24 protein-coding genes are annotated in these 25,287 nt (G+C 65.6%); 11 read left to right on the top strand and 13 right to left on the bottom strand.

All coding sequences use genetic code 11. The features are described 5' to 3' along the window. Both DU475_RS05915 and DU475_RS05910 read right to left on the bottom strand, forming a co-directional pair. Window positions 1–2,735: efflux RND transporter permease subunit (locus tag DU475_RS05915; RefSeq protein ID WP_164631215.1), on the bottom strand; the 2,735-nt coding region annotated here is incomplete at its 3' end. Window positions 2,736–2,863: 128 nt separating this feature from the next. Continuing rightward, window positions 2,864–4,060 carry an efflux RND transporter periplasmic adaptor subunit gene (locus DU475_RS05910; protein ID WP_164631213.1) on the bottom strand — a complete coding sequence of 399 codons (1,197 nt, stop codon included), beginning with the start codon at window positions 4,058–4,060 and terminating at the stop codon, window positions 2,864–2,866. A 202-nt stretch (window positions 4,061–4,262) separates the two neighbouring features. Here DU475_RS05910 and DU475_RS05905 point away from each other — a divergent pair, with 202 nt between their 5' ends. Then, window positions 4,263–4,850, top strand: coding sequence for a TetR/AcrR family transcriptional regulator (locus DU475_RS05905; RefSeq protein ID WP_164631211.1), 588 nt, complete (start codon window positions 4,263–4,265; stop codon window positions 4,848–4,850). A gap of 118 nt (window positions 4,851–4,968) precedes the next feature. Beyond that, entirely contained in the window at window positions 4,969–6,138 is a 1,170-nt protein-coding gene (locus tag DU475_RS05900; protein WP_164631209.1) for a GGDEF domain-containing protein, read from the top strand. A 211-nt stretch (window positions 6,139–6,349) separates the two neighbouring features. Here the strand turns inward: DU475_RS05900 and DU475_RS05895 are convergent, their stop codons facing one another. Beyond that, window positions 6,350–6,766 carry a hypothetical protein gene (locus DU475_RS05895; protein WP_142882866.1) on the bottom strand — a complete coding sequence of 139 codons (417 nt, stop codon included), beginning with the start codon at window positions 6,764–6,766 and terminating at the stop codon, window positions 6,350–6,352. Window positions 6,767–6,989: 223 nt separating this feature from the next. Here DU475_RS05895 and DU475_RS05890 point away from each other — a divergent pair, with 223 nt between their 5' ends. Together DU475_RS05890 and DU475_RS05885 are read left to right on the top strand one after the other, a co-directional pair. Further along, the gene (locus tag DU475_RS05890; protein ID WP_164631201.1) at window positions 6,990–7,226 is read left to right on the top strand and encodes a hypothetical protein; all 237 of its coding nucleotides are present in this window, start codon (window positions 6,990–6,992) and stop codon (window positions 7,224–7,226) included. A gap of 45 nt (window positions 7,227–7,271) precedes the next feature. Next, window positions 7,272–7,922, top strand: coding sequence for a CPBP family intramembrane glutamic endopeptidase (locus tag DU475_RS05885; protein WP_047309481.1), 651 nt, complete (start codon window positions 7,272–7,274; stop codon window positions 7,920–7,922). A gap of 9 nt (window positions 7,923–7,931) precedes the next feature. Here DU475_RS05885 and DU475_RS05880 read toward each other — a convergent pair whose 3' ends face one another. Beyond that, entirely contained in the window at window positions 7,932–9,794 is a 1,863-nt protein-coding gene (locus DU475_RS05880; protein WP_013502119.1) for a potassium transporter Kup, read from the bottom strand. A gap of 251 nt (window positions 9,795–10,045) precedes the next feature. Further along, entirely contained in the window at window positions 10,046–10,882 is an 837-nt protein-coding gene (locus tag DU475_RS05875) for a tetratricopeptide repeat protein (protein WP_013502118.1), read from the bottom strand. A gap of 307 nt (window positions 10,883–11,189) precedes the next feature. On the opposite strand from DU475_RS05875, the gene DU475_RS05870 reads away from it, so the two are divergent. Both DU475_RS05870 and DU475_RS05865 read left to right on the top strand, forming a co-directional pair. Continuing rightward, window positions 11,190–11,363 carry a DUF1328 domain-containing protein gene (locus DU475_RS05870; protein ID WP_013502117.1) on the top strand — a complete coding sequence of 58 codons (174 nt, stop codon included), beginning with the start codon at window positions 11,190–11,192 and terminating at the stop codon, window positions 11,361–11,363. Window positions 11,364–11,551: 188 nt separating this feature from the next. Continuing rightward, a complete protein-coding gene (locus tag DU475_RS05865; RefSeq protein WP_013502116.1) occupies window positions 11,552–11,866 on the top strand; it encodes a hypothetical protein in 315 nt (104 codons plus the stop codon). 80 nt (window positions 11,867–11,946) lie between these two features. Here the strand turns inward: DU475_RS05865 and DU475_RS05860 are convergent, their stop codons facing one another. The 3 genes from DU475_RS05860 to DU475_RS05850 all read right to left on the bottom strand — a co-directional run bounded on the left by DU475_RS05860 (window position 11,947) and on the right by DU475_RS05850 (window position 14,643). Further along, a complete protein-coding gene (locus DU475_RS05860) occupies window positions 11,947–12,570 on the bottom strand; it encodes a GNAT family N-acetyltransferase (protein ID WP_013502115.1) in 624 nt (207 codons plus the stop codon). A 254-nt stretch (window positions 12,571–12,824) separates the two neighbouring features. Continuing rightward, window positions 12,825–13,223 (bottom strand): PaaI family thioesterase, encoded by a 399-nt coding sequence (locus tag DU475_RS05855; RefSeq protein WP_047309480.1) that lies wholly within the window; start codon window positions 13,221–13,223, stop codon window positions 12,825–12,827. Window positions 13,224–13,362: 139 nt separating this feature from the next. Then, a complete protein-coding gene (locus tag DU475_RS05850; protein WP_013502113.1) occupies window positions 13,363–14,643 on the bottom strand; it encodes an ArgE/DapE family deacylase in 1,281 nt (426 codons plus the stop codon). A gap of 133 nt (window positions 14,644–14,776) precedes the next feature. On the opposite strand from DU475_RS05850, the gene DU475_RS05845 reads away from it, so the two are divergent. Further along, window positions 14,777–15,037, top strand: coding sequence for a DUF6719 family protein (locus tag DU475_RS05845; protein ID WP_013502112.1), 261 nt, complete (start codon window positions 14,777–14,779; stop codon window positions 15,035–15,037). Window positions 15,038–15,064: 27 nt separating this feature from the next. Here DU475_RS05845 and DU475_RS05840 read toward each other — a convergent pair whose 3' ends face one another. Then, window positions 15,065–15,388 (bottom strand): hypothetical protein, encoded by a 324-nt coding sequence (locus DU475_RS05840; RefSeq protein WP_234713393.1) that lies wholly within the window; start codon window positions 15,386–15,388, stop codon window positions 15,065–15,067. Window positions 15,389–16,239: 851 nt separating this feature from the next. Between DU475_RS05840 and DU475_RS05835 the strand changes: the two genes are divergently transcribed. Beyond that, window positions 16,240–16,491: a hypothetical protein gene (locus DU475_RS05835; RefSeq protein ID WP_150105256.1), complete on the top strand. Its 252-nt coding sequence runs from the start codon at window positions 16,240–16,242 to the stop codon at window positions 16,489–16,491. Between the two features lie 109 nt (window positions 16,492–16,600). Here DU475_RS05835 and DU475_RS05830 read toward each other — a convergent pair whose 3' ends face one another. After that, complete coding sequence (locus DU475_RS05830; RefSeq protein ID WP_013502109.1) at window positions 16,601–17,146, bottom strand: CreA family protein; 546 nt, start codon at window positions 17,144–17,146, stop codon at window positions 16,601–16,603. A 210-nt stretch (window positions 17,147–17,356) separates the two neighbouring features. On the opposite strand from DU475_RS05830, the gene DU475_RS05825 reads away from it, so the two are divergent. The 3 genes from DU475_RS05825 to DU475_RS05815 all read left to right on the top strand — a co-directional run bounded on the left by DU475_RS05825 (window position 17,357) and on the right by DU475_RS05815 (window position 20,582). Continuing rightward, window positions 17,357–18,865: a L,D-transpeptidase gene (locus DU475_RS05825; protein WP_164631199.1), complete on the top strand. Its 1,509-nt coding sequence runs from the start codon at window positions 17,357–17,359 to the stop codon at window positions 18,863–18,865. A gap of 156 nt (window positions 18,866–19,021) precedes the next feature. Next, window positions 19,022–19,981, top strand: coding sequence for a polysaccharide deacetylase family protein (locus tag DU475_RS05820; RefSeq protein WP_164631197.1), 960 nt, complete (start codon window positions 19,022–19,024; stop codon window positions 19,979–19,981). A 37-nt stretch (window positions 19,982–20,018) separates the two neighbouring features. Continuing rightward, window positions 20,019–20,582 (top strand): dihydrofolate reductase family protein, encoded by a 564-nt coding sequence (locus tag DU475_RS05815; protein ID WP_164631195.1) that lies wholly within the window; start codon window positions 20,019–20,021, stop codon window positions 20,580–20,582. A 6-nt stretch (window positions 20,583–20,588) separates the two neighbouring features. Here the strand turns inward: DU475_RS05815 and DU475_RS05810 are convergent, their stop codons facing one another. The 3 genes from DU475_RS05810 to aspS form a co-directional block, all read right to left on the bottom strand. Further along, entirely contained in the window at window positions 20,589–21,029 is a 441-nt protein-coding gene (locus tag DU475_RS05810; protein WP_164631193.1) for a DoxX family protein, read from the bottom strand. Between the two features lie 112 nt (window positions 21,030–21,141). Further along, window positions 21,142–23,451 (bottom strand): NADP-dependent malic enzyme, encoded by a 2,310-nt coding sequence (locus tag DU475_RS05805; RefSeq protein WP_013502104.1) that lies wholly within the window; start codon window positions 23,449–23,451, stop codon window positions 21,142–21,144. A 45-nt stretch (window positions 23,452–23,496) separates the two neighbouring features. After that, on the bottom strand, window positions 23,497–25,272 hold the full coding sequence (gene aspS / locus DU475_RS05800; protein ID WP_164631192.1) for an aspartate--tRNA ligase: 1,776 nt from the start codon (window positions 25,270–25,272) through the stop codon (window positions 23,497–23,499). Between the last annotated feature and the right edge of the window lie 15 nt (window positions 25,273–25,287).

Genomic DNA, 25,287 nt, shown 5'->3' with positions numbered 1-25,287 from the left:
ATCATGATGATCGACAGCGGCAGCGTCAGGCTCTCGTACTGCGCGGCCAGCACCAGGAACACCAGCAATAGCGCCACCGGAAACACGATCAGCGACGAATTGCCGGCGATGATCTCCTGATAGGTCAGCTCGGTCCACTCGTAGGACACGCCCTTCGGCAGCGTCTCCTTGGCGACACGCTCGATCGCGGCCTGCGCCTGCCCGGTCGAATAGCCCGGCGCCGCACCGCCGCTGATATCGGCGGTGAGGAAGCCGTTGTAGCGCATCGCCCGCTCCGGCCCGGCGCTCTCCTTGACTCGCAGCAGCGTCGACAACGGGATCATCTCGCCGGAGTCCGAACGCACCTTGAGCTGGCCGATATCGTCCGCTCGCGCCCTGAACTTGGCGTCGGCCTGCACCCGCACCGAATAGGTGCGGCCGAACTTGTTGAAGTCGTTGACGTAGAGCGAGCCGAGATAGATCTGCATGGTTTCGAAGATCGACGTCACCGGCACGTTGAGCTGCCGGGCCTTGGTGCGATCGACGTCGGCATAGAGCTGCGGCACGTTGATCTGGTAGCTGGTGAACAGCCCGGCCAGTTCCTTCTGCGCGCTCGCCTTGGCGACGAACGACTTGGTGGCGTCGTTGAGCGCCTCGTAGCCGAGGCCGGCGCGATCCTCGATCTGCAGCTTGAAGCCGCCGATGGTGCCGAGACCGGCGACCGGCGGCGGCGGGAACATCGCGATGAAGGCGTCCTGGATGCCGGCGAATTTCTTGTTCAGCGACATCGCGATGGCGTTGCCGCTGAGCGATTTGTCCTTGCGCTCGTCGAACGACTTCAGGCCGATGAAGACGATGCCGGAGTTCGACGAGTTGGTGAAGCCGTTGATCGACAGGCCGGGAAACTGGATCGAGTTCTCGACCCCCGGCTCCTGCTGGGCGATCTCTCCCATCCGGCGGATCACCTCCTCGGTGCGGTCCAGCGTGGCACCGTCCGGGAGCTGCGCGAAGCCGACCAGATACTGCTTGTCCTGCCCGGGCACGAACCCGCCCGGCACCGCATGGAACAGATAGAAGGTGGCACCGACCAGCACCAGATACAGCCCCATACCGACCGCGCGGCGAGACACCACACGCTTGACGCCGCCGCCATAGGCCTCCGAACTGCGTGTGAAGAAGCGGTTGAAACGGACGAAGAACCAACCGAGGGTCTTGTCCATCACCTTCGTCAGCGCATCCTTCGGCGCGTCGTGGCCCTTGAGCAGCAGCGCGGCCAGCGCCGGCGACAATGTCAGCGAGTTGAAGGCGGAGATCACCGTCGAGATCGCCACCGTCAGGGCGAACTGCTTGTAGAACTGCCCGGTGAGGCCGGTGATGAACGCCAGCGGCACGAACACCGCGACCAGCACCAGCGCGATCGCGATGATCGGCCCGGTCACCTCACGCATCGCCTGATAGGCCGCCTCCTTCGGGCCGAGGCCGCGTTCGATGTTGCGCTCGACGTTCTCGACCACGACGATGGCGTCGTCGACCACGATGCCGATCGCCAGCACCAGGCCGAACAAGGTCAGCGCGTTGATCGAAAAACCAAAGACGTGCATCACCGCGAAGGTGCCGACCACCGACACCGGCACCGCGATCAGCGGGATGATCGACGCGCGCCAGGTCTGCAGGAACAGGATCACCACCAGCACCACCAGCGCGATCGCCTCGAGCAGCGTGTGGATCACCGCTTCGATCGAGGCCCGGACGAACTGGGTCGGGTCATAGACGATGTCATAAGAGACACCGTCCGGCATGTTCTGTTGCAGCTCCTTCATCGTCGCGCGGACGTTGTCGGAGATCTGGATCGCATTCGAGCCCGGCGACTGGAAGATCGGCACTGCCACTGCGGACTTGTTGTTAAGCAGCGAGCGCAACGCGTAGTCTGCTGCGCCGAGCTCGATCCGCGCGACATCGCGCAGCCGCACCACGTCGCCGTGGTCGCCGTTCTTGACGATGATGTCGCCGAATTCCTCTTCGGTCTGCAGCCGGCCCTGCGCGTTGACCGAGAGCTGCAGGTCGAGCCCGGGTTCGCCCGGCGAGCTGCCGACCTGCCCGGCCGCGGCCTGAACGTTCTGGGCGCGGATTTCGCGCACCACGTCGGCCGGCGACAGGCCGCGCTCGGCGACCTTCTGCGGATCGAGCCAAACCCGCATCGAATAATCGCCCGAGCCGAACAACTGCACCTGACCGACACCCGGAATCCGCGCCAGCCGATCCTTGACGTTGAGCACCGCGTAGTTGCGCAAGTAAGTCATGTCGTAGCGGTCGTTCGGCGACATCAGATGCACTACCATGGTGAGGTCGGGCGCGCTCTTGATCGTGGTGATGCCGAGCGCGCGGACTTCCGCCGGCAGCCGCGGTTCGGCCTGCGAGACGCGGTTCTGCACCAGTTGCTGCGCCTTGTCCGGGTCGGTGCCGAGGCGGAAGGTGACGTTGAGCGTCATCTTGCCGTCGGTGGTCGCCTGACTGCTCATGTACAGCATGTTCTCGACGCCGTTGATCTGCTCCTCGATCGGGGTCGACACGGTTTCGGCGATCACCTTGGGATTGGCGCCGGGATATTGCGCCGACACCACGATGGTCGGCGGCGCGACTTCGGGATATTCGGAGATCGGCAGCACCGGCATCGACAACAGGCCGGCGAGGAAAATCACTGCCGACAGCACGCCGGCGAAGATCGGGCGATCGATGAAAAACTTGGAGAAATTCATGGCTGTGATCCGCCGGTTCGCCCGCGCACGAGCGCAATAATCCCTGCACGGCGGACGGGACGTCTGCCGCGTGATGTCTGACGAGAAGAAGGAGGTTCGGCTCCGCCTTGGCGGCGAAGCCGCAACGGTCAGTTCTGAGCCACCGTCTTGTTCGCGGCGGCATCCATCGCCACCGTCTCAGGCTTGATGGTGACGCCGGGACGGACCCGCTGCAGGCCGTTGACGACGATGCGCTCGCCGGCCTTCAGGCCGGACGCCACCACGCGCAGGCCATCGACCGAGGCCCCGAGCGTCACTTCGCGATATTCGGCGTGGTTCTGGCCATCGACCACCATGACGAACTTCTTGTTCTGGTCGGTGCCGACTGCGCGCTCGCTGACCAACAGCGCTGGCTCGGGCTTCGGCTGCCCCATCGATAGCCGCGCGAACTGTCCGGGCATCAGCCGGCCATCGGCATTGTCGAACATGGCGCGAACCCGCACTGTGCCGGAGCGCGGATCGACCTGGTTGTCGATGAACTGCATCTTGCCCTTCACCGGTGCCCCGCCCGCAATCGTCGTCATCTCGACCGGGATGCGTTCGATGGCGCCCGGCGTTCTTTCATCAGCGAGCGTCTTCAATGCCCGGGTCACGACCTGCTCATCGGCATTGAAGCTGGCATAGATCGGGTTGACCGAGACCAGCGTGGTCAGCAGCGGCGAACTCGGGCCGGCGGCAATCAGGTTGCCGACGGTGATCTCCACCTTGCCGACCCGGCCGGACACCGGAGCGCGGATCTCGGTGTAGCTGAGGTTCAGCTCGGCGGTCTTCAGCGCCGCTTCGGCGGATCTGAGGTTTGCCTCCGCCTCGCGATAGGCGTTGAGGCGGTTGTCGACTTCGCGCTGGGTGATGCTGGAGCTGGAGAGCTGCTGGCTGCGCTCGACGTCGGCCTTGGTGAAGACGACCCGCGCGCGGGCCGCCGACAACTGCGCCTGTGCGCGGTCGACCTCGGCGGCGTACAGCGACGGATCGATCCGAACCAAGAGGTCGCCCTTGGACACCAGGGCGCCTTCCCTGAACTGGATCTCCTGCACGGCACCGGCGACCCGCGAGCGGATCTCGACCCGTTCGATCGCCTCGAGGCGGCCGGAGAACGCGTCGGACGGCGTCGTCGCCTTGGCCTCGACCAGCGCCACCGAAACCGGCACAGCAGCCGGCGCCGCCGCTGTGGTTTCCGCCTGGGCGGCCCCGGTGCGCTCCATCAGCGCAGCCCCGCCGGCCAGTACGACCGAAACCGCAATCATTCCCGCGCCAAGCGCGGCTTTTCGAGCGAGTGGAGTGGCCATCGCGAATCCCATTGGTCAGGCGGGCTTGCAGAAAGCCCTGCAGATTCAGTAACTCGTCCGTTGCAGCACACGAGATGATGCGACCGCATCAGCACACCACGCTGCAGCGCACATATTCGTACCGTCCGGTATAGATGGACTATCGACATCCACTGTCAAGAGACTTATCTACCGTTTGGTAGAAATCTCTGGAGATGCAGCCATGGCCCTGGGACGCCCCCGCGAATTCGACGTCGATGCGGCGCTGGACCTCGCTTTGCATGTGTTCTGGCGCAAGGGGTACGAAGGCACCTCAATGGCCGACCTCACCGAGGCGATGGGCATCACCAAGCCGAGCCTGTATGCGGCGTTCGGCAACAAGGAAGATCTGTTCCGGAAAGCGCTGGACCGCTACGTCGACGGCCCCGGCGGTTACTATCAGGCCGCGCTGCAGAGGCCGACCGCGCGCGAGGTCGTCGAGCACATCCTGTACGGTGCGGTCGATACGATGACCGACCCGAGCAACCCGGGCTGCCTCGCGGTGCAAGGCGCGCTGTGCTGTGGCGAGGCCGCCGAGACCATCAAGCAGGAATTGGCTGCGCGCCGCGCCAAGGGCGAGCAGGATCTGCAGGACCGTCTGGCCCGTGCGGTCGCCGACGGCGATCTGCCGTGCGGCGCCGATGCCGGCGACCTCGCTCGCTACGTCTCGGCGATCCTGCAAGGCATGGCGGTGCAGGCGGCAGGCGGCGCTTCCCCCGATCAGTTGCGCAAGCTGGCCGACATGGCCCTGAGGAACTGGCCGCCGGCGTAACGCCGCGACGATCGCGGGCCGCCGGCCGCAAACATTTCGTTAAGGATACGGCGACCCGATTACCGACATTGCGCGCAGTTGCCATCGCTTATTAGGAACTGTCCGCGATGTTGTGCGCATGCACTTCCCGCTGTTGTCCCGCTCCCTGCATCCCGACCCGCGGATCCGCCGCGAGCTGGTCGAACTGCTCTACACCTCGCTGCCGCAGGTGATGGCGATCGGCGTGACTTCGGTGACCGGCGCAGCGACCCTGACGCTGCTCGGCGGCGATCCCGGCTACGCGGTGATCTCGGTGTTGATCGTGATCACCGCCAGCGCGCGGGTGTTTTCGCTGATGCGCTACAAGGCGCGCGCCGCACAGTTCACCGACGCCGACGTGGTGCGCTGGGAGCGGCTGTACGGCGCCGGCGCCACCGCCTTCAGCCTGGCGCTCGGTGCGCTGTCGTTCCGTGCGCTGCAGCTCGGCGACGCCCCCGGCGCCTGGATCGCATTCGGCCTGTCGATGTCGTACTGCGTCGGCATGGTGTCGCGGGCAGCGATCCGGCCGTGGATCATCCTCACCGCAGCGGCCGCACTCCTCACGCCGACCATCATCGCCGGGCTGATGCGCCCGGAGCTCGCCTACAACATCGGCGCGGGCATGCTGGTGCTGTTCTGGCTGACGCTGCGCGAAGCCTCCAAGCATCTCAGCGCGGCGTTCACCGAGCGGCTCGAAGCCAAGCACCGGCTGGCGCGTCAGGCGACCCACGATTTCCTCACCGGTCTGCCGAACCGCGCCGGCTTCCTGCAGGCGCTCGCGAGCTCCCGCGGCAGCTTCACCGTGATCGCCATCGACCTCGACGGCTTCAAGCCGATCAACGACCGGCACGGCCATCACGCCGGCGACGATCTGTTGCGCCAGGTCGCGGAGCGGCTGACCGCCTGCGCCGGCGCCGACGGCATCGCTGCCCGGTTCGGCGGCGATGAGTTCATGCTGCTGAAGCCGATCGCCGACGCGGAGCCCGGCCGCAATGAAGCGCTGGCGCTGGCGCGGCGGGCGGTGTTCGATCTGTCGATGCCGTTCCGGTTGTCCGACCTGCCGGTGTGCATCGGCGCCAGCGCCGGCATCACCGTGAGCAGCGGGGCGCTCAGCCACGGCTCGACCGCGCAATTCCTGGAGCGGGTCGACCGCGCGCTCTACGCCGCCAAACGTGCCGGCGGTGGCTGTGCCTGGGCGGACGACACCGACGACGAACGGCCGTGCTGCAACGGCACCGGCAGTGCGCTGCCCAGCCCGGCGGCGGCCTGACACCGCGACCTGCGGCACCCCGGTGACTCAGCAGGCCATCGGCGATTCCGACCCATCGATCAGAGAGCTCGCTCGCGAGGCGTTGCCGCCGTACGCAGCGGTCGGCGCGCGCTACCCGAGCGGCGCGACGGCCGGGATCAAGGGCTGACGGTCGCCCGCTCCGCCGCGATCAGGTCACTGCGATCAGGTCACTGCGATCAGGTCACTGCGATCAGGTCTTGGGCGCCGCCGCTTTGGGTGCTGCGGCCGGCTTGGGCGCTGCCGTCGGCTTGTCCGCAAAGCCGTTGTAGCAGGCGAGCCGCTCGTCCTCTTCCTTGACCAAGCGACAATCCGCCGCGGTCTTGGCAGGCTTCGCCTTGGCGCCGGCCTTTGCCCCGGCCGGCTTCGGTGCCGGCGGATAGATCGCATCGAAGCAGTCCAGCCGCTCCTTGGTGGCGTCCTCGATCTCCAGACACGCCTTCATGCGGTCCGCGATCGGCGGCTTGGCCGCAGCCTTGTCGCCCTTCGGCTTGATCTGCACCAGCGGCCGGTCCCCGACCATCGGCGTCCCGCCGGAGGCCGGTGCGTTGCTCTGCGCCAGCGCCGCGCTCGATGCCAGCAGCGCGGCAAGTACCACGATCGTTCTCATCGAAATCCCCGTCCCTCGCCCCGAGCCGCGCGGCGACGGCCGGCGCGGCGATGATCCGTCAAACCGGACCGCTCCGATGCCGTCAAGCTGGCGGGCTGCCGCAGTCCGTGTCTGTCCACGACCCAGCACGGCGTTGGGAATGCGGCGGGTTTGGGGCAGCGCCCGCCGGCTCCACAACTGCCGCTACTGGTCATGCGGCGCCCGGCGCGCTACAGCCAAATCTATGAAATGGTTACTGATCGCTTTCGCCGCCGCGCTGCCGATCACGGCCGGAGCCGAACCGCGCAACGCCGCGGCGCCGCCGCAGCGCGCCGACCAATATGTCCCGCTACCGCGCAATCCGGGCTCAGGGCGTAGTCCCTGCGCCGAATTCGGCGCCGGCTTCGTTCAGCTCGAAGGCAGCTCGACCTGCGTCAGGCTCGGCGGCAGCATCAGCGTCGGCGCCGGCACCCGCCGCTGAGCCTCGGAGCCGCCCGCACTGGAACCCGACGGCCGATGCCGGATTATGGGTCTCATGACGATTTTGCGACACCCCGAGACGCCGAGCTGCCCGCCGGCGCCACATCCCGCGTTGCGACTGGCTCCGCTTGCCGGCCTGACGCTGCTGCTTGCCGCGCCGGGGCTCGCAATCCAGGTCGGACTGTTGCCGTTCGAATATCGGATGGGCGCGCTGATCGTGGTGTCGGCGCTGTGCGTCGGGCTGTGCCTGTGGGCCGGCTTCTCGTTCAAGGAGCTCGGATTCGGCCGCCCGCACCAGTGGCGGCACTGGCTCGGCGCGGTCGCGGTCACCAGCCTGATCTCCGCGATCATGCTGCTGCAGACCCGGTTGTTCAGCTTCGAGGCCCAGCCGCCGTCCTGGCTCAGCTTCGCGCCGTTCTACGTCCTGGTCTCGAGCCCGTGCCAGGAGGTGGTGTGCCGCTCGATCCCGAAGCTGATCACCGACCGGATGCAGCACGGCGGCTGGGCCTATGTGCTGTATTCGGCGGCGCTGTTCTCGCTCATCCACCTCTGCTACGGCGACCCGGCGTTGCTGCTCAACACCTTCCTGCTCGGCGTGGTGTGGGGCTTCGTGTACTGGCGCACCCTGAACATCTGGCCGCTGATCGCCTCTCACGCCGCGGTCGGCACCCTCGCCTTCTCGCTCGGGCTGGCCTGACCGGCGGCGTCAGATCTCGAGCTGGGTGCCCAGTTCGACCACCCGATCGGTCGGGATTTTGAAGAACGTGGTCGCCCGTGTCGCATTCAGCGTCATGAAGGTGAACAGCCGCTCGCGCCACAGCGCCATTCCAGGGTTGAGGCTCGGCACATAGGTTTCGCGACTGAGGAAGAACGAGGTCGACATCATGTTGAACTCGTGGCCGAACTGTTTGCACAGCGCGAGCGCGGCCGGCACGTCCGGGGTCTGCATGAAGCCGTAGCGGATGATCAGGCGATGGAAGCCGTCGCCGATGTCGGTCATGTGCACGCGCTCGCTGTCCGGCACATAGGGCGTTTCCGCAGTGGTCACCGTGGTCAGGATGACGCGCTGATGGACGGTCTGATTGTGCTTGAGATTGTGCAGCAGCGCAGGCGGCACGCCGTCGGTGGCGGCGGTGAGAAACACCGCCGTGCCCCGCGCCCGAGACACGTTCGGCCCGAGCGCGCGCAGCACCACATCGAGCGGGACCGACTGCTTCTTCAGTTGCTTGCGCACCAGCGCGCGGCCGCGGCGCCAGGTCGTCAGCACGGTGAAGGAGATGAAGCCGATGAACAGCGGGAACCAGCCGCCCTGCGCGACCTTGATGATGTTGGCGGCGAAATAGGCAAAGTCGAGCAGCAGCAGCGTGCCGATCACCACCACGACCACGGCCGGATGCCAGCGCCACAGCAGAGCCGCGACGAACGCTACCAGAATGGTGTCGATCATCATCGTCCCGGTCACCGCGATCCCGTAAGCCGCCGCCAGATTGCTCGACGACTGGAATCCGATCACCAGCGCCATCACGGCGAAATACAGGGTCCAGTTGGTGAACGGCACGTAGATCTGGCCGGCCTCCTCGCCCGAGGTGTGGACGATGGTCATCCGCGGCAGCAGCCCGAGCTGGATCGCCTGCCGCGCCACCGAATACGCGCCCGAGATCACCGCCTGCGACGCAATCACGGTGGCCATGGTGGCGAGCGCGACCATCGGCACCACCATCCATTCCGGCCCGAGCCGGAAGAACGGGTTCTGAATCGCCGACGGATCGTGGATCAGCAGCGCGCCCTGGCCGAAATAGTTCAGCAGCAGCGCCGGCAGCACGAGGCCGAACCAGCCGAGCCGGATCGGGAAACGGCCGAAATGCCCCATGTCGGTATACAGCGCCTCGCCGCCGGTGACGGCCAGCACCACCGTGCCGAGCGCGTAGAAGCTCATCAGCGGATGGCGGATCACGAACTCGATCGCGAAGGTCGGGCTGATCGCCTCCAGCACATGGGGGGCGTTGACGATGTTGGCGATACCGAGGGCGGCGAGCGTCAGGAACCACACGCACATCACCGGCCCGAACAGCCGGCCGACCAGGCCGGTGCCGCGCGACTGGATCGCGAACAGAATGGTCAGCACCACCGCGGTGATCGGTACCACATAGGCTTTCAGATCCGGCGTGACGACCTCGAGCCCTTCCACGGCGCTGAGCACCGAGATCGCCGGAGTGATCATGCTGTCGCCGTAGAACAGCGCCGCCGCGATCACGCCGAGCATCATCAGCGGATAGTGCACGCGCCGTCCGCGTGTCAGTTCGGTGACCAATGCCAGCAGCGCCAGACTGCCGCCCTCGCCGTGGTTGTCGGCGCGCATGATGACGATCACGTACTTCACCGTGACCAGCATCATGACGGTCCAGAACACCAGCGACAGCACACCGAAGATGTTGTCGGGCGTCACCGGAATCGGGTGATGTCCGGCGAAGGTCTCCTTCATCGCGTACAGCGGACTGGTGCCGATGTCGCCGAACACCACGCCGATGGCGCTGACGAGGACGCCGAGCCCTTTCTTCTGCTGGCTCATTGTCTACCCCTGGGCCAGGACGAGCGCGACGCCGCGCATCACGCCCGGCTGCGGCCACAGAAGCCGCGGAGCGCGCTGCAAAGCCCGACCACAGCCGGCCAGCACTCGAATTCGGTCCCGCGTCTCTTCCATAACGGCTACGCCCTGTGCTTGGCCTGGATCAGAGCGCGCGCGGCGCCGACGTTCCAGGAACGTGGTCGAGTTTGGTGTGATTCGGTTGAAGCCAGATCAGGCGCGGCCGCGCCGATTGCCTAGAAGCATAGGTTTGTCACCATGTTTCCGCGCTTGTCCTTGAGCACATAGGGGCAATCGCTCCGCTTCAGCGCCGCCTTGGCCTCGGCGTTGCCGAGCGCCGCGGCCTTTTCGTAGTACGCCTTGGCCGCGTCGCTGTCCTTCGGACCGCCGCGGCCGGCCTGCGCAAACGCGCCCATCTGCATCAAAGCGCCGGGATGGCCCTGCCCCGCAGCCCTCTCAAACAGGGATCGCGCCGCGACCTCGTCCTTGGGGCCGCCGATACCATCGGCCAGCATCAGCCCGAGCTGATATTGCGCTTCGGCGTTACTCTCTGCGCCCTTGGCAAGCAAGGCTCGGGTTTTCACCGGGTCGGACGACGTTCCGCCGCCGAGCGCGGCAAGATTGCTGATGCCGCGCGGGTTGCCTGCCGCGGCCGCGCGTTCCAGCAACTGCCGAGCCCTGGCATCGTCCTTCGGCAGCCCGGCGCCAGTCGCATAGGCGACGCCGAGTTCGACCATCGCCGAGCTGCTGCCCTTGTCGGCGGCCTTGCGATAGGCAGCCATCGCTTCCGCCGTCTGACCACCGGCCGCATAGGCGCGGCCGAGCGCATACATCGCCCGGCGCGATCCGGCCGAAGCGACACGGCAATACTTGATGGCGGTGGCGACGTCGCCAGGCGCGATCTCCGCGACGCCCTTGACGTCGGCGGGCTTATCCGGATCGGCAGGGTCGGCGGCGATCCGATCGCACAACACCAGATCGGCCGACTGCGCATGCACGGGTGTAGTGGCGCTGCCAAGTAACAGCGCGAGCAGGACTGCCGATCCGCCGGCGGCCCACGATCTCGTCATCATCATACAATCCTCGGACGCGCCGCAGCTTCGCTGCATGACGGTCAAATCGCCGTCCCTGCCGCGGTTCGCGGCCCTCGATCGGCCCGGCAATCTAGCCAATCCGCGGGCAGGTTTAAACCGACCCGACACGACAAAGGACTGTGGAGGAGCCTGCCACGAGGCGAAAAACCGACTTGTCGCGCGCCACAGGATCGGCATTCGCGCAGGTCGCCGCTATCGCATCCCCCTCCGCGCCCCCCTGCGCGGGCTCGGAACCATTGTGGTCAGACATCGTTCAAGCCGCAGCTTGGACGCGAGGGTGATGGCGATGACGATTCTCAAATGGGCTCTGATCTTTCTGGTGATCTCGATCGTCGCAGGAATCTTCGGCTTCACCGGCATTTCGGCGGCCTCGGCCGACATCGCGCGGATCCTGTTCTACATTTTCGCAGTGATCTTCATCGTGCTGCTGATTGTCGGCCTGACGATCTTCAGAGCGTAAAGAAGCGTCCCGAATGCGCGACGCTCCCCCGAGTCCGCTGTGCAGGGCAGCCATGACTTGCGATCGATTTGATCTGACGCAAACGGTGGCCGGCCACCTTCGACCAAGGTCCGGTACGAGTGGCCGACATTGAATATTGCAATGCAACATCGGCTCCACTAGGTAACGCACTCAACCCGGGGCGGCCGATGAGCGAAGACTGGAATACCAAATACGGCGTGCGGCGCGTGCGACGCGACCCGCCGACTCTCGAAGAAGCGATCTTTGCGGCGGCCGGCATCACAGATGATGTCGACTCGCAGGCGGAAATTGCCGCGTCCCTGATGGGGATGCCGATCGACGCCGTGCTGAAGGAAGTTCGGAAGTCGGCCCGTGCCTCGGCGCGGACTTCGCGCGTGATCACCGGCGAACAGGGCTTCCAGCGCTCCGTGGTGGTCGAGCGCCGGGTGTCGCGCCGGATCGTGGGCGCCGAGCGCATCGTCGGAAACGACAAGCGGATCTGAACCGCCTCTCCATCCCGTCACCACAAAAAGAACGCCGCGGGCCCGAGCACGCGGCGTTGTTGTTTGGGGCGGTCGGACCGTCAGGCTGCGCGATTGAAGCCCGACATCCTGAGAAACAGATTCCAGCACGCCTGATTGAAGGCGATCAGTGCCGTCGCAGCGCCACCCGGAACGTCGATCGTGCGTTGCGCGATCGCGGTGTCCGCCTGCTGTTCGAGATCGATCGTGCCGGTGGATTCGCCCTGGCGGAACGTCAGGTGCGCGCCGAACTTGTTGGCGAGCGCACGCATCGCCTGATTCTGCGAGCCGGTGGTGATCCGCAGCCGCTCGTAGCCGAGCGAGCGGGCGACTTCCATCAACTGCTTGAACAGAATGCTGCCGATGCCCTTGCGGCGCAGGTGGCTTTCCACGCTGAAGGCGATCTCGGGAAGCGAGTCGATGTGCAGATCGGGCTGGTGCAGTTCGGCGGCTGCATGGACTGAGCCGTCTTCCGCAAAGAACGCGATGATGATGGTGCCGTCGCCGCCGCACTTCTTGGCGTAGCGATCGATGAAGCCCTCGTCGGCGAAGCCGTTGAAGCGATCACGCCGGCTCTCGGCGTCGAGGCGCATCAGATGATCCCGCAGCAGCGGCAGCTCTTGATTGATCAGGGATCGGATCGTCCCTTTTGAGCCGGTGAGATCGGCGATTAGAGCGTCGTGCATAAGTCGTCTCTCCTCTCGGGATGACCCTCAAGGAGGCGTTCGTCTTCCCTAGACAGAAGTCATATTGTGCATCGCACAATAATATTCAAGACCCATTCGCAGGCAACGCCTAGGAAAGAGCGGCCGGGAGCCTTCGCACTTTCGCTAAACCTATCTAAATTAAGGCGGTTATGGAAGCGCCGGGATGCCCGATGCGGGTCTGGATACCCGTTTTGCGCCGCACCCTCGTAATCTTACGGATAGCCAAAACCGTCCTATAATACCATTTGCGTCTGAGTGACGACGGCGACCAGTTTGCCGTCCTCGGTCTCGATTCGGGTCTGCCACACCTGAGTGCGACGGCCACGATGCACCGGCGTGGCGGTAGCGATTACGGTGGAGCCGGCCTTCGCCGCGCCGATGAAGTTGGTCTTGCTTTCCAGCGTCGTGGTGCCCTTGGCCTCGTCGGGCAGATTGATCACCGTGGCGGCTGCACCGACGCTGTCGGCCAGCGCCATCACGGCACCGCCATGGATGCTGGCTCCGATGGTGCACAGATCGTCGCGCACCAGTAGCGTGGCGACCACCCGGTCGGGCTCCGCTTCTTTGAAGCGCAGCCCCATCAACGCCGCGAACGGCAGCGGAAACGAATTGATCTTCTCCAGCGGAGTCATGGGTGCCCTCTCCTTGCCCGCTGAGGTGGCGACGGCCGCGCGGGCTGCGGCCGCCGCTTTGATCGGACGGATCGATGCCTGCCGATCCGCCTCGGAGCAATGACCTGTCAGGTCATCGACATCTTCTCGATCGCCTGCCTCAAGCGGGCTCGACGCCGCACCATTCGGCGATGAACAGTGCGGTCGCCTTAGTCGATTGGCGTAGCGAATCCAGATCGATGTACTCGTTGAAGCCGTGCATGGCTTCGCCCGACGCACCGAAGCATAGGCTCGGGATGTTGTAGTTGAGACCATAGAACCGGGTATCGGTCAGGGCGGTGAACACCAGATCCTGTACCTCGCCGCCGTACACAGCCTGATACGCCTTGCCGAACGCAGCTTCCGGCTCGGCGGCGTTCTTCAACTCGTAGCCTTCGGAGAGAAAGCCCGACCACTCGACCTGGGGCGGATTGTTCGACAGGAAGCGGTGGTCGCGCGCTGCCGCCGCGACGCAGGCCATAATCTCGGCCTGATGATCGGCGACCGACCAGCCTGGCAGGATCGCAATCCGGCAATCGACGTCGCACCACGCCGGAACGCTGGACGCCCAGTCGCCGCCTTTGATGATGCCGGGATTGAAGTTGATCGGATGCGCCAGCGTCTTGAAGTGCGGATCGCTGGCCGCACGGCGATTCCACTCCTCCTCGAGTTTTCCAAGCGCTTCGATCAGGTGATAGGCGGCCGTAATCGCATTCGAGCCCGAGCCGGCGGTGGCGACGTGCACCGGATAGCCGCGCACCTTCAATCGAAACCAGATCACTCCGACCTGCGATCGCACCATCTTGCCGCCGGTCGGCTCCGGGATGAAACAGGCATCGGCGCGATAGCCGCGCTGCAACGTGGAGAGCGCGCCGACACCGGTGCTCTCCTCTTCGATCACCGATTGGAAATGAATGCGGCCCGTCGGGCGCAAGCCGGCGGCCTTGATCGCATCCAGTGCATACAGCGCGCCGATGGTGCCGGACTTCATGTCGCAGGCGCCGCGGCCATACATCCGGCCGTCCTTGATCACGGGCGAAAATGGCGGGGTGTCCCACATCTCGAGCGGCCCCGCCGGCACCACGTCGCAATGGCCCTGCAGGATCAACGAACGGCCGGCATTGTTGGACGGACGATAGGTGCCCACCACCGTTCGCGCCTTCGAAAAATCGTGCTCGATCGGACCATAACCACGCAGGTCTTTCAGATCGTCGAGTTCGATATGCCAGTCGTCGACCTCGTAGCCGCGCTGCCGCAACAGATCAGCCATCATGTCCTGACACGGGCCTTCTGCGCCGCGGGTGCTTGGAATCGCGACGAAATCACGGGTGGTGGCGAGTTGGGTATCGAAACCGGCATCGACGGCGTCGAGAATGCGGCGGTTGAGATCGTCGTCGCTCATGCGGATGTGCGCTCCTTGTTGTTCGTTCTGACACCGGCGCGCGGATCAAACCACAGATCGCCCGATTTTCCATGCAGTTTGGCCCTGCACTCGAATCATGCCCTCATGCCGCACGCCCCGATCAGGAGATCTGATGTTCGCCTCTCACCATCCCCGAACGCCGCTCACCACGCTCGCACTCGGCGTTGCCGCCGTCCTGGCGGTCGCTGCCCCCGCCGCGGCACAGCAGCAGGTCTCGCGCGAGCAGGACATCACCAGCCTGCGGCTTGGTCAGAAGATCCTGGTCGACGATGGATCGTGCCCCAACGGTCAGATCAAGGAGATCACCGGAGCGACGCTATCGGCTTCGGGCGTCACCGCGACACGAAAGTGCATTCAGCGGGTCCGCCGCTGAGGCGCCGGACACTCTGCGGCAGCGCCGCTAGTCGAGCGGGTCGAACATGCACTGGAGCGCCGGCTTGGCGATCAACGTAAAGGTCGCGTTGATCTGAGACTGCTTGGTGCGCGGCACCCATTCGTTATCGATGGACGGAACGCCGCTTTCGCGGATGCCACGAAGCAAGGCGAGACGAAGATCGCTGTCGGGCACCATCGCGGCGGCGTGATCGTGCAGACAGCGACACACCGCATCCGGATGCGCCCACCGCCCTGTCATGTGTATCGTGCACTGCCGGATAAAATCGGTGCGCGCGTCCTGAACGACGAACAGCGACCGTGTCTGCGCTTGCGCCGCGCTACCGATCATCAGCCCGAGGCCGACCACCAGCGCCGACATCCGTAGCATGGTCACCAATTCACCCACTCCGTGCGGCGACGTCGCCACCTCGCCTGCCTGAACCCGAGCAGCCGGGCACGAGCCAGACAACCGACGGCAGCTTCGTACCAATCACCCGCCGTTTGCGGCGATGATCGCTGCTGCGTCCGTTGACGGGTTGATAACCAAGCTGTGTTTCCTGACTGCTGCGCCGCCGAGAGCATTTGGTTTCGTCCCACGTCCGAATTGTTTCGTGGGCGCGGCGGCGACGAAACATTCGAGGGAAAATCATCGGCTTTTCAGAGCGACCGGCTCCGGGTTCCGGAGCTGCGGCACACGACTAAAGTCGCCCATCCGGGGCTCCTGTGGTCGCCTGCGGTGACATCACCACGTCATCAATAGGCGCGTAGTTAGCCCACGCTAGGGGAGCCGACCTAGAGGAGCCGGCGACCGGCAAATACCGCCAATGGCCTCTGCTCTCCTCGATTACCAACACTAACCGGCTTGTTTCGAGGCTAGTAATTTCATTGGATCGGCATTACAAATGAGAAGTTGCGGAGCTTGGCGTGTTCGAGCTTTGAACCGCGCTGTGACGTCGGGTGCAGATCATCGCGGTTCGGCAATCGCGACCGCAGCGAAGACCTGCACGTTGAGGATCGGGACGATCGAGAGCTGGACGTCGAAAGCCTCGACGCCCGCGTTCGGGACGCTAACGGATCCCCCGTCGCACCGGCTCGCCGGACTGCGTCACGAAAAGCCCGCTCCGGTGTGGATCATGTCGCCTCGGCGAGGCGGCAACGATTCACACCGATCGACGTTAACAAACGATGGAGGAAATCATGATGGCCGGTAATGCCCTCGGCGACGGCGGCAGCAGCGATCGCACTGCAGAGCGGCGTCTTTCCCCGCGCACCGATCCTCACCACGAACGGCGCAGAGGTGTTGCGACGTCGGGTGAGATGGCCTTGCAAGGGCCGTTCGGCCATCCCGCCACCCAATGCATGCCGCAGCGGCTGGTCAGGCTGGTCGGCTATCGTGCCCCGGCGCACGGCACGACGTTGCAACCGATAGCGAACGACCGGGAGACCGCCTGAGGCGAGACGGCCTCCCTTTGCTACTTCGGCGCTTCGATAGCCTCGAAGCGCCGAATGGTGCGAACGATCAATTGAAGACGCTCAATTGAAGACAGTCGATTGAAGACGGCTATTTGAAGAAGTCCCCGCATTTCTCCACGGTGGTGTCTCCACCCCACGGCATAACCGGCACCGACGAGGTCGAGTTCTTCGGCGAGCCTTCGATCAGGCGGTCCGAGTACACCATATAGACCAGGACATTGCGCTTCGGGTCGCAGCCGCGGACGATCTGCATCTTCTTGAAGAACACGGACCGACGTTTGCTGAACATGTCGTCGCCCTGATCCAGCTTGCCCTTGAAGTGAATCGGACCGACCTGACGGCACGCCAGCGAGATGTCCGAGACTTCCTCGGCGAGGCCGAGCCAGCCTTTGAAGCCGCCGCGCTCCGGCACCGTGAAATGACAAGCGACGCCCTGCACCTCGGGATCGTCGACCGCATAGACCGCAAGCTTGTCGTTCGGGCTGAGCAGCTTGAACACCGTCGAGCGGCGGAAGATCAGGTCAGGATCGTCCGCTGCTGCGGCGGTGGATACGCCCACGGCCGCGAGTGCGAGCAGCGCAAGCGCGCCCGATTTGAAGCGTGAGACGCAAAAGAGAGAGGCACGCCGGTTCATCGAAGTCTCCATAGCAACGGTTCTGTGCATTTGGTGCGCAGATCGCCGGTTTGAAAGATGCAACTCTTGCCCGCCGCCGCGTTTAACCTCCGGTGAAGCTTTTTTGTTACGGTCAGTCAGGTCGTGAGGTCGTTCGCAGGGAGCGTGAACGTGCCTGATGCCAGAGAGACTCATCTAACATTCTGGCGGCAAGATTCGGGGAAGAGCCACGTGCGCGTATTTCACGGCGATGCCGATCGCACCGATCGACGTTACTCCTGCACCGGCAACTGCCGTGTCGGCCATTCGACGCTGTCTCGCACAACGCTGGGGGCCGGCGTTCTGGCAATTGCCATCGCGGCCGCACCTGCCGCAGAAGCGTCGCCCTATTGGTACTGGTCGGAGGAAGCGCCGATCTACGAGGCACCGCCACCTCCCGCGCCGAAGCGGCAGCCCCCTCGCAAGCGGCTTCAACTCGACCACCAGCTCGAAAGGCAGATCGAAAAACAGGCATCGAAACCGCAGGGTCCGGTGGTGATAGCGGTCTCGATCGAGCAGCAGAAGCTCCGTGTCTACGACGCCAACGGCCTGTTTGCCGAAACCCCGGTGTCGACCGGCATGCGTGGTCACGCGACGCCGCTGGGCGTGTTCAGCGTTATTCAGAAGAACAAATACCACCGCTCCAACATCTACAGCGGCGCCCCGATGCCCTACATGCAGCGCATCACCTGGTCGGGCATCGCCCTCCACGCCGGTGCGCTTCCCGGCTATCCGGCGTCGCACGGCTGCATCCGGATGCCGATGCCGTTCGCGATCAAGATGTGGGGCTGGACCCGGATGGGCGCCCGCGTGATCGTCTCGGCGGGCGACGTCACCCCGGCCAGCTTCGCGCACCCGCTGCTGGCGACGAAGAAGCTGGCGCCAGATCCCGAACCGATGGTCGCAGACTCGCCCGAGGCGGCGATCACCGCCAAGCCGGACCAGAAAGCTGCGGTCGACAGATCGGCCGATCAGATCATCGCCCCTGAAGGGCTGCGGCGCGGCATCGCGCTCGACAGCGACAAACCTACGGCGGCGGCGCCGGTGCGAACGGCGGACGCGGCCGCTGCAGCCGTCACCCTCACCGACGCCTCGTCCGGCAAAGCCGGCTCCGACAAGGCGACGGAAACGGGCGATGCCGGCGCCCCGGCCAAGCCGCAGGACAAGATCGCTGCCGTCCAGGCCGACCAACAGCCCGCCCAAGGCCAGTCGAATGCAGCGGCCGCGGAAGCCTCGACCGCGACCGCCCTCCCGGCTCCGAATCCGAGGCAGCAGATCGCCGCGTTCGTCAGTGGCAAAGACAGCCGGCTGTATGTGCGGCAGAACCAGACGCCGCTGTTCGACGTTCCGGTGACGATCGCGGCAGGCGACCGGCCGCTCGGCACCCATGTTTTCACCGCCGAACTCGGCAACGACCAGAGCGTCCGCTGGACAGTGATGTCGCCGGCCGCGGTCGCTCATGCGGAACCTGAAGTGCGGAGCAAATCCCGCCGTTCCGGCAATACTCTGGCGAGCGAAGCCAAGGCGCCGCGTGAAGCCAACAGCCCGGCTGAAGCCCTCGACCGGCTGACGATTCCGCCGGAAGCCCTGAAGCGGATCGCCGAAGCGCTGACCAACGGTGGCTCACTGATCGTGTCCGATCACAGCATCTCGGCCGGCGAAACCGGCAGAGGCACCGATTTCATCGTCCCGCTCAACTAGCCGTTTCCGGGCTGTCGAATCTGCGGGCAACTCCCGGACCGCGTCAAAAACCGTTGGCGCCACTGCTGGCGAGCCTCTACCTTGTGCGGCGCGTGCGCCGGCCCGACTCGGCCGGCCCCGCGGCTTCGGACGAGCATACGGCGGAAGGACTTCGGCATGCGGATCACGGCAGCTTTGATCGTTGCAGGTGTGGTTTCCCTCGGGACCACCGCGGCCATGGCGCAGGCTCCGAAGGCGACCGCCGCTACTGCCCCGCAGCCGGCCGCCGCCCCGTTGGCCGCCGCGCCCGCTCCGGCGCCCGCCCCGCAACCGGCGGCCGCGGCCAAACCGGTCTGCGCCAATCCGGACGCGCTCGGCGTCGGCCGCATCGTCGAGATCGACACCACCGGCGGTCCCGGCTTCGGCTTCGAGCATTTCAAGCAGCTCGACTTCCTGCGCGACAAGGAAGTGGTGCTGACCTTCGACGACGGTCCGTGGCAGGCGACCACGCCGGCGGTGCTGAAGGCGCTGGCCGACCAGTGCACCCGCGCGATCTTCTTCCCGATCGGCAAACACGCCACCTACTATCCGGAATTGCTGAAGCAGGTCGCCGCCTCCGGCCATACGGTCGGCGCGCACACCTGGTCGCACGCCAATCTGGCCAACAAGAAGCTCACCGAGCAGCAGGCCAAGGACGAGATCGAGAAGGGTTTCGCTGCGGTGAAGTGGGCGATCGGCGGCGCGCCGGCGCCGTTCTTCCGCTTCCCGGCGCTGCAGCACCCGCCGGCGCTGGTGACCTATCTCGGCACCCGCAACGTCGCGATGTTCTCCTGCGACCTCGACTCGTTCGACTTCAAGGCGCGCAAGTCGCAGCAGGTGGTCGACACCGTGATGAACAAGCTCGACAAGCGCGGCAAGGGCATCATCCTGATGCACGATTTCCAGAAGAGCACCGCCGAGGCGCTGCCGGAACTGCTGCGGCGGCTGAAAGCCGGCGGCTACAAGGTGGTGCACATGCGTGCCAAGGCGCCGGTGCAGACGCTGCCGCAATACGACGAGGAACTCGTCAAGAGCTCGGCGCTGCCGACGGTAAGCACCCGGCCGGTCAACGCCGTGGTTCAGACCGTCTCCGAATAGCCGGCCGCAGTTCCCTGATGCGGATCGCAACGCGCCGATGACGGCGACGACGGGATTGACGATCGAAGGCTGCGTGATCGTGTCGGCGGAGGGCAACCTCGCCGACGCTGATCGGCTGATGCCCGATGCGCTGAAATTCCCCGGCGATCAGGCGTTCTTCGCCGCCGCGCTCGACCGCGCCGACCTGATCGTGCACGGCCGCAATTCGTTCGAGGACCAGCCGAACTCGCCGCTGCGCCGCCGCCTGATCGTGACCCGGCAGGTCGCGCGCCTCGCACCCGACCCGTCGAACCCGAAAGCGGTGCTGTGGAATCCGGCCGGCGCCTCGTTCGAAGACGCCTGCATCCGCGCCGGCGTGAGCAGCGGCACGGTAGCGATCATCGGCGGGCCCGACGTGTTCGCGCTGTTCTTCGATCGCTACGACACGTTCTTTCTGTCGCAGGCGCCGCACGCGCGGCTGCCGGGCGGCGAGCCGTGCTTTCCGGGCGTGCCCGAGCGGACGCCCGAGCAGATCCTGTCGGCACACGGCCTATGCCCGGCCGACCGGCAGATCCTCGACGCCGACCACGACGTCAGCGTCACCGCCTGGCGCCGCGGCTGAGCGCGATCAGGCGTGGCCACCGGACGCGGCGCCACCCCTGCCGATCCCGGCGATGATCAGCAGTCCGCCGACCAACGACAGGTTCTTCAGCGCGACCGTCAGATTGGTCTGAGCCTCCGGGCCGGTCTGATTCCAGAAGTCGTGGAAGTAGTAGGTTCCGACCGCGACGAATACGATCAGCACCAGCGCACAGAACCGCGCGCCAAAGTTCAGCGCGATCAGCAGACCGCACAACAGCTCGATGCCGCCCGCCGCCAGCGCCAGCATCTGAGCGAACGGCATGCCGGCCGCCTGCTCGAGCTGCGCCGTGTAGCCGACCAGCATCTCTGGCACCACGAACTTGCCGGCCGCCTGAGTGGTCGCAGGCAGGTCGAGCAGCTTGGATGCGCCGGAGAAGATGAACAGGACGGAGAACAGAAAGCGCCCGAGTGCGATCAAGACCGGCATTGGCATCCCCGCTTGCCGGCGGCAAGCGCGCCGCCGGGCGCCGTCAGTATGAGCACGGCGCAGCGGGTTTTCCAACGTACAAAACGCAGCAGCCCGACAGGCTGCGGCGCGGTCAGGCGAACAGCGTGCCCTGGTGCCGCCCCGCCCGCTCCTGCGCCTCGACCACCGCCACCGCGGTCATGTTGAGGATGCCGCGCGGCGTCGCCGACGGCGTCAGGATGTGCGCCGGCAGTGCCGGGCCGATCAGGATCGGGCCGACCGGCAGCGCCTCGCCCACCACCTTGATCATCTGATAGGCGACGTTGGCGGTGTCGAGATTGGGCATGATCAGCACGTTGGCGACGCCGGTCAGCCGCGAATGCGGCAGGATCATCTGCCGCGAGGTTTCCGACAGCGCGCTGTCGCCCTGCATCTCGCCGTCGGCTTCGATCTCCGGATGCTTCTCGGCGAGGATCGCGGTGGCGCGGCGCATCTTCAACGACGAGTCGGTCGGGAAGCTGCCGAAATCCGAATGCGACAGGAAGGCGATCTTCGGCTTGATGTTGAAGCGCTGGACGTGGACCGCAGCGAGCGCCGCAAGCTCGGCCAGCTCTTCGGCGGTCGGATTCGGCCGCACCTGGGTGTCGGCGATGAAGATCGGGCCCTTTTTGGTGATCAGCAGCGCCAGCGCCGCGTAGTCCGACACCCCGGGGCGCCGGCCGATCACGTCGCGGACGTGGCGCAGGTGATTCATGTAGCGGCCGTCGAGGCCGCAGATCATCGCGTCTGCCTCGCCGCGTGCCACCGCGAGCGCCGCGATCACCGTCGAGTTGGTCCGCACCACCGTGCGCGCCGCCGCCGGCGTGACGCCGGCGCGGCCGGCGATGTCGATATAGGACTGCACGTAGGAGCGATAGCGCGGGTCGTCCTGAGGGTTGACGAGGTCGAAGTCCTCGCCGGGGCGGATCGACAGGCCCGAGCGCTTGATCCGCGCCTCGACCACCGCCGGTCGCCCGACCAGGATCGGCCGCGCCAGCTTCTCTTCGAGGATGGTCTGCACCGCGTGCAGCACCTTCTCGTCCTCGCCTTCGGCGTAGATCACGCGGACCGGCTGCCCCTTCGCCTTGGCGAACACCGGCTTCATCACCAGACCGGAGCGGAACGCGAACCGCTCGAGCTGCGCGTAGTAATCGTCGAACGAGGTGATCGGCCGGGTCGCGACACCGGAATCCATCGCGGCCATCGCCACCGCGGGCGCGATCCGCAAAATCAGGCGCGGGTCGAACGGGCTCGGGATCAGCGATCCCGGACCGAAGCCGAACGCCTCGTCATTGTCGAGACCGACCGACACCGGATCAGACGGCGCCTCGCGCGCGAGCTGAGCGATGGCGTCGACCGCCGCGTGCTTCATCGCTTCGTTGATCGCGGTGGCGCCGACGTCGAGCGCGCCGCGGAAGATGTAGGGGAAGCACAGGACGTTGTTGACCTGGTTCGGGAAGTCCGAACGGCCGGTGCAGATCATCGCATCGGGGCGCGCCTTGCGCACCTCGTCCGGCATGATTTCCGGCGTCGGATTGGCGAGCGCCATCACCAGCGGTCGCTCGGCCATTTCCTTGACCATGTCCTGCGACAAAACGTTAGGACCGGAGAGGCCGAGGAAGATGTCGGCGCCCGGGATGACTTCGGCCAGCGTCCGCTTGTCGGTTTTCTGCGCATAGACCTCTTTCCAGCGGTCCATCAGAACATTGCGGCCTTCGTACACCAGGCCTTCGAGGTCACAGACCCAGATGTTCTTGCGCTGCGCGCCGAGCGACACCAGCAAATTTAGACAGGCCAGCGCAGCCGCGCCGGCGCCTGCGGTCACGATCTTGACCTCGGCGATGTTCTTGCCGGTCAGCGCCATCGCGTTCTTCACCGCAGCGCCGACGATGATCGCGGTGCCGTGCTGATCGTCGTGAAACACCGGGATCTTCATCCGGTCCTTCAGCATCGCCTCGATCTCGAAGCACTCCGGCCCCTTGATGTCTTCGAGGTTGATGCCGCCGAAGGTCGGCTCCAGCGCCGCCACGGTGTCGACCACGCGATCGACGGTGTCGGCCGCGATCTCGATGTCGAACACGTCGATGCCGGCGAACTTCTTGAACAGAACCGCCTTGCCTTCCATCACCGGCTTGGCGGCGAGCGGCCCGATATTGCCGAGGCCGAGCACCGCCGTGCCGTTGGTGACGACGGCGACCAGATTGGATCGCACGGTGAGTTCGGCGGCCTGCGCCGGATCGGCGGCGATCGCGTTACAGGCTGCGGCGACCCCGGGGGAATAGGCCAGCGCGAGGTCGCGCTGGTTGGCGAGCGGCTTCGATGCCTGAATCTCCAGCTTTCCGGGCTTCGGCCGGCGATGATAGCCGAGCGCTGCCGCCTGAAGATCTTCGGAATACGACGCCATACGTTCCCCCGCCATTGTGGTTGGTTTCGACTCGTTGCCCGACGCTTACTTGGCGTCGGGCAGATTGAGCCGGATGTGCAGTTCGCGAAGTTGCTTGGGCGACACCTCCGACGGCGCCCCCATCAGCAGATCTTCGGCACGCTGGTTCATCGGGAACAGCGAGATTTCGCGCAGGTTGGTGGTGCCGCACAGCAGCATCACGATGCGGTCGACGCCCGCCGCCATGCCGCCATGCGGCGGCGCGCCGTACTGGAAGGCGCGATACATGCCGCCGAACCGGTCGATCACTTCCTGCTCGCCATAGCCGGCGATCTCGAACGCCTTCACCATCGCCTCGGGACGATGGTTGCGGATGCCGCCCGAGGCGATCTCGTAGCCATTGCAGGTGATGTCGTACTGGAACGCCTTGATGGTCAGCGGATCCTGCGACGTCAGCGCCTCCATGCCGCCCTGCGGCATCGAGAACGGATTGTGCGAGAAGTCGACCTTCTTGTCGTCCTCGTTGTACTCGTACATCGGGAAGTCCACCACCCAGGCGAGCGAGAACTGATCCTTGTCGATCAGGTTCAATTCCTCGCCGACCCGGGTGCGCGCGAGCCCGGCGAACTTGACGAACTTGGACGGATCGCCGGCCACGAAGAACGCGGCATCGCCGGCCTTGAGGCCGAGCGCGGCGCGGATCGCTTCGGTGCGCTCCGGCCCGATGTTGTTCGCAAGCGGACCGGCACCCTCGCCGCCTTCGCGCCACATGATGTAGCCGAGGCCCGGCTGGCCTTCGCCCTGCGCCCACGAGTTCATGCGGTCGCAGAATGCTCGGGAGCCGCCGCCCGGACCGGGGATCGCCCAGACCTGATTGCGCTCTTCTTCGAGCATCCGCGCGAACACCTTGAAGCCGGAGCCGCGGAAATGCTCGGAGACATCCTGCATCTCGATCGGATTGCGCAGGTCCGGCTTGTCGGTGCCGTATTTGCGCATCGAGTCCGCGAATGCGATGCGCGGCCAGCCCTTGGTGACGCGCTTGCCCTTGGCGAATTCCTCGAACACGCCGGTGATCACCGGCTCCATCGCGGCGAATACGTCCTCCTGAGTGATGAAGCTCATCTCGACGTCGAGCTGATAGAACTCGCCCGGCAGACGATCGGCGCGCGGGTCTTCGTCGCGGAAACACGGCGCGATCTGGAAGTAACGATCGAAGCCCGACATCATCAGCAGTTGCTTGTACTGCTGCGGCGCCTGCGGCAGCGCGTAGAACTTGCCGGGATGGATGCGGCTCGGCACCAGGAAGTCGCGCGCGCCTTCCGGCGACGACGCCGTCAGGATCGGGGTCTGGAATTCGAAGAAGCCCTGCTCCTTCATGCGCCGGCGCATCGAGTCGACGATGGCGCCACGCGTCATGATGTTCTGGTGCAGCTTTTCGCGGCGCAGGTCGAGGAAGCGATAGCGCAGCCGCACGTCTTCCGGGTATTCCTGCTCGCCGAACACCGGCAGCGGCAGCTCGCCCGCCGGGCCGAGCACTTCGATCTCGGTGACGAACACTTCGACCGCGCCGGTCGGCAGGTCGGGATTTTCGGTGCCTTCGGGACGGCGGCGGACCCGGCCGTCCATCCGCACCACCCATTCGGCGCGCAGCTTCTCGGCGTCCTTGAATGCCGGCGAATCCGGATCGGCGACGCACTGGGTGATGCCGTAATGGTCGCGCAGATCGATGAACAGCACGCCGCCATGGTCGCGAATGCGGTGGCACCAGCCCGACAGGCGGACGGTCTGGTCGATATGGCTGTCGCGGAGCGCGCCGCAGGTGTGGGTTCGATAACGGTGCATGGAAATCCCGGGAAA

Origin of the sequence: Rhodopseudomonas sp. WA056 (assembly GCF_010906995.1) — a bacterium.
Lineage (GTDB): Bacteria > Pseudomonadota > Alphaproteobacteria > Rhizobiales > Xanthobacteraceae > Rhodopseudomonas > Rhodopseudomonas palustris_G.
This window is presented reverse-complemented; position numbering and strand designations above follow the sequence as displayed.